Genomic DNA, 4210 nt, shown 5'->3' with positions numbered 1-4210 from the left:
CGAGGGCGAGCAGGTCGATGAGCCGTGCCCGGTCGACGAGAATCGCACCGATGCGGGTCAGCTGCAGCAGACCGCAGGCGACCAGCACGAACATGGCGTAGAAGCAGGCATCGGCCACGCCGGGCCGGTTCAACGCGGTCAGCACGTCGCCGGCGGCGCTCGCCGCGATGGCACCGGCCAGCAGCAGCCAGGGTCCGGTCCTGGCAGGTCGATGGCGACGGACCCCGTAGACGATGGCGGCCGCGCTACCGATTCCCAGCACAGCCCATTCGATGGCCCTCAGCACGCATAACTAGTACCAGTGGCGTCGCTGCGTGTCCATGTGGATATATACGTAGCGCTACGGCTTGCGCCATTGGCGCCAGCTTTTGATGGTCTGGTCGACGTGCTGGTCGAACAGGCCGACCACGTCGACCGACGGATCGATCAGCCACTGCAGTTCGATGCCGTCCATGACCGCGAAGAAGAGTCGCGCCTCGCGCTCGATCTCGGCGTCGGTCAGCGGCAGGACCTCACCGGCGTCGACGGCCTCCCGCAGGTGCCGGCCGAACTCCGCGATGATGGCGATGTAACGCTCCCGGATGAACGGCCGAGCCGGGTGAGCCGGGTGGGATGCCTCGGTCGTCAGCGTGAGCAGCAGGTCGACCAGTCCACGGTGGTGGAGGTTGTACCGCATCACGTCCCGGATGCTGCCGATCCAGGCCAGGCCGCGAAGATCACGGGAACCGATGGTGTGGGACTGCTGGCCCCACTCCCTCAGGACCGCCATCAGCAGTCCTTCCTTGCTCCCGAAGTACTGCACGAGGGAGGCCGACGACAATCCGACGCGGTCGCTGATGCCACGGAGAGACCCGCCGTTGTAGCCGACCTCGGCGAACACCTGGGTGGCCGCCTCGACGATGCCCTGCCGGCGTTCGAGGCCCTTGCGGTAGGGACCGCGCTTCGCGCGCGGTGCGTCGTCTCGGGTTGTCACCAGCGTCACGCTCCTACTCGCCTTGCTGAAATCTTAGCAACCGCTCATGATTGAGGATATCCAGGCAGAAGGAGATCCTCGTGGCACGACGCGGGCCCGTCGGCATCGGCTTCATCGGCACCGGCATGATCAGCAACACCTACTTGGAGAACCTGACAAGGTTTCCGGACATCGACGTCGTCATCCTGGGCGACCTGAACGTCGAGGTCGCCAAGGCCAAGGCCGCCAAGTACGGAGTTCCGGAGTGGGGCACCGCCGAGGATGTGCTGAATCATCCGGGCGTCGAGCTGGTCGTCAACCTCACCATCCCGGCGGCGCACGCCGAGGTGGCGGGCAAGGCGATCGCGGCCGGCAAGCACGTCTGGTCGGAGAAGCCGATCAGCGTGGACCGGCAGAGTGGCCGTGACCTGCTGGCCCAGGCCGACGCGGCCGGCCTGCTGGTCGGGGTCGCACCGGACACGGTGCTCGGTCCCGGGGTGCAGACCGCCCGGCGGGCGATCGCCCGCGGTGACATCGGGGAGCCGTTGTCGGCGCAGACCGTTATGCAGTACGTCGGGCCGGACACCTTCCACCCGAGCCCCGAGTTCCTGTTCGCCAAGGGTGCCGGCCCGCTGTTCGACATGGGCCCCTACTACGTGACCACGCTGGTCCACGTCTTCGGCTCGGTGCAGAGCGTGGCGGCGGTCGGGTCGAGGAGTCGCACCACGCGCACGATCCAGGCCGGAGATCGAGCCGGCACGACCTTCGACGTCGAGGTGCCGACCCACGTGGCCGCGCTCGCGAAGTTCGTCGACGGCGGGATCAGCCAGAGCGTGTTCAGCTTCGACTCCCCGCTCACCCGGATGGGCGTCGTGGAGATCACCGGCACCGAGGGCACACTGATCGTCCCCGACCCCAACACGTTCACCGGTGACGTCAAGGTCACCCGCGCGCCGACCCTCGAGGCCATCCGCCACCCGACGGTGTGGGAGGACATTCCGGTGACCGGGGTGTACGCCGAGCGTGGCCTGGGTGTGCTGGACCTCGCCCGGGCGGTCCGGACCGGCGGCCGGCCACTGGCCTCCGGCGAGCTGGGCTACCACGTACTCGACACCCTCGTCGCGATCGACACCGCGCTCACCGAGGACCGGATGGTCCCGGTGGACAGCCGCGTCGAGCGCGTACCGCTGGTCGCCGCGGATTTCGACCCCTTCCAGCGCACCCTCTGAGCCCGCGCCACCGAACGGAGCCCGTCATGTCCCAACCGCAGATCTCGGTCCAGCTGTATTCGATCCACAAAGCGCTCGAGGCCGACCTCGACGGCTCGCTCGGCAAGCTCGCCGAGATCGGGCTGACCACCGTCGAGGCCTTCGACTACGTCCGCCGCGTCGACGAGCTGAAGGTCGCCTTCGACCGCTACGGCCTGAGCGCGCCGACCGCGCACGCCCGCATGATCGAGGACGCCGGCTCGGCCACCCCCGACGGGCTGCTGACCGTCCCGCCGGTCGAGGAGACCTTCGCCGCGGCAACCGCTCTCGGGGTGCAGGTGGTCATCGACCCGCACGTGCCGCTGGAGCGCTGGGCCACCCGGGACGACGTGCAGCGCAACGCCGACCGGCTCAACAGCCTGGCCGCCCAGGCGGCCACCCACGGGCTCAAGGTCGGATACCACAACCACGACCATGAGCTGAGTACGGTGATCGACGGTACGCCGGTGCTCGAGCTGTTCGCGGAACAGCTCGACCCGTCGGTGCTGCTGGAGATCGACCTCTACTGGGCCGCGGCCGGCGGGGTCGATCCGGTCGCGCTGGTCCGCAAGCTCGGGGACCGCGTGGTGGCCGTCCACGTCAAGGACGGTCCGCTGCGGCCCGGCATCACCTCCCGGCAGCTGCCCGAGGATCAGCTGCCGGCCGGCCGCGGTGACGTGCCGCTGGCCGAGGCGCTGGCCGCGTCCACACCGCGGTACGCCGTCATCGAGTTCGACCACTACGCCGGAGACATCTTCGACGGGATCGCCGAGAGCTACCGCTTCTTGACGGCGACCCTGACGAAGTAGGTCACGGCCCGCTTACGGCGTCGTCGAGGGCTCGGCTGTTGTAGGCGTTCTTGGCCGCGACTACGCCCGCTTGGAGGTGTTCGGGGTCCACGCCGTGGACGTTGAGGGGCGGGTGCAGGCGTCGGACGAGTTCGGCCTCGACGGTTGCCGGCTCTGCTTCTTCAGCCCAGGTCAGGCGCAGGTGTGCGTGCATCCACGCGGTCAGCCGTTTCTCGTCCTCCGGGACCAGAACAACCCGATCGGTCCAGGTCGTCCGGTAGCGCTCGGACACGAGAAGCCCGGCGAGCGTACGGCGCAGTGTCGAGCTGCCCGAACGCCTCAGATGGTTGCGCAGGATCCGGCCCCGCAGGCTGGTCGCCCGGCCGAGATACAGCAGCCGTAGCGACGGGACGTTGCCGTTCGGTGGCCCGACCAAGTCGGGAAAGACCGAAGGGGCAGCCCACCACGCGTAGACACCGCTGCCACGGCTGAGTCTTTGACGGCGACGTCGAGGCCGACCGGCATGCCGGACAGCAGCCGAAGCGCCTCCTCCACCCGGGCCTGGTCGGTCGGGACGTCGTCGGGTCGCCTTCGCGGAGTGGTCACCGGGACCATGCTAGGCCCGCCGGGCCGATCATGATTGGGCCCACGCCTCGCTTGTTCAGTTGGTTGGCGGGGGGCCGAGGACCTCGATCGCGTAGCGCGCGGCCGCGTGTCCCAGCGCGACCGGGTCGACCGGGCCCGGGTCGGGCAGGCGGCGGGCGCCGGCCGGCTCGCCCGCTTCTCGGGCGAATCCCTCGAAGCCCGAAGGTGTGGTGATCTGCAGGGTGCGCAGCGGCTCGCCGGATCCGACGATGAACGTGTGCGGCAGCTTGGCCGGCAGCAGGACGAAGTCGCCGGGGCCGGCGGTGAAATTCTCGCCGTCGCAGCGGAACTGCGCGGTGCCCGACAACACGTAGAACATCTCGTCCTCCTCGAGGTGCCTGTGCAGCGGAGGCGCGAAGCCTGGCGGGTTGAGGAACTCGACCACGGTGAGCCGGCCGCCGGTGTCGGCGCCGGCGGCCTTGACCGTCGCCAGGCTGCCGAGGAACCACAGTGTCTCGCCCTCCTCCTCGCCGCGCAGATACGGCCCGACCGGCTGAGTTTCCATCATCGCCCCTTTTCGCCATACCGACGTCTATTGAATATTGCCTTAGTATGGCAGGGCCATGAGTGATGTCAAC

General features: G+C 68.9%; 5 protein-coding genes and 1 pseudogene. 2 read left to right on the top strand and 4 right to left on the bottom strand.

The features are described 5' to 3' along the window. A pseudogene (locus tag AB0M20_RS29930) lies at positions 1 to 262 on the bottom strand (diguanylate cyclase); the annotation flags it as partial. A gap of 78 nt (positions 263 to 340) precedes the next feature. Beyond that, positions 341 to 973: a TetR/AcrR family transcriptional regulator gene (locus tag AB0M20_RS29925; protein WP_364303666.1), complete on the bottom strand. Its 633-nt coding sequence runs from the start codon at positions 971 to 973 to the stop codon at positions 341 to 343. 80 nt (positions 974 to 1053) lie between these two features. Here AB0M20_RS29925 and AB0M20_RS29920 point away from each other — a divergent pair, with 80 nt between their 5' ends. Both AB0M20_RS29920 and AB0M20_RS29915 read left to right on the top strand, forming a co-directional pair. Next, positions 1054 to 2181, top strand: coding sequence for a Gfo/Idh/MocA family oxidoreductase (locus AB0M20_RS29920; protein WP_364303665.1), 1128 nt, complete (start codon positions 1054 to 1056; stop codon positions 2179 to 2181). 26 nt (positions 2182 to 2207) lie between these two features. Further along, positions 2208 to 3008 (top strand): sugar phosphate isomerase/epimerase, encoded by an 801-nt coding sequence (locus tag AB0M20_RS29915; RefSeq protein ID WP_364303664.1) that lies wholly within the window; start codon positions 2208 to 2210, stop codon positions 3006 to 3008. 1 nt (position 3009) lies between these two features. Here the strand turns inward: AB0M20_RS29915 and AB0M20_RS29910 are convergent, their stop codons facing one another. Both AB0M20_RS29910 and AB0M20_RS29905 read right to left on the bottom strand, forming a co-directional pair. Beyond that, positions 3010 to 3423, bottom strand: coding sequence for a GIY-YIG nuclease family protein (locus tag AB0M20_RS29910; RefSeq protein WP_364303663.1), 414 nt, complete (start codon positions 3421 to 3423; stop codon positions 3010 to 3012). A gap of 225 nt (positions 3424 to 3648) precedes the next feature. Next, complete coding sequence (locus AB0M20_RS29905; RefSeq protein ID WP_364303662.1) at positions 3649 to 4137, bottom strand: quercetin 2,3-dioxygenase; 489 nt, start codon at positions 4135 to 4137, stop codon at positions 3649 to 3651. Positions 4138 to 4210: the final 73 nt, after the last annotated feature.

Source organism: Actinoplanes sp. NPDC051633 (assembly GCF_040681735.1).
In the GTDB taxonomy this organism is placed as follows: domain Bacteria; phylum Actinomycetota; class Actinomycetes; order Mycobacteriales; family Micromonosporaceae; genus Actinoplanes.
The sequence above is the reverse complement of the archived record's forward strand: the minus strand, read 5'-3'. Positions and strand labels throughout refer to the sequence as shown.

Coding starts and splice junctions, on each gene's coding strand:
- AB0M20_RS29915 (WP_364303664.1), top strand. CDS start 2,208: ATGTCCCAACCGCAGATCTCGGTCCAGCTGTATTCGATCCACAAAGCG.
- AB0M20_RS29905 (WP_364303662.1), bottom strand. CDS start 4,137: ATGGAAACTCAGCCGGTCGGGCCGTATCTGCGCGGCGAGGAGGAGGGC.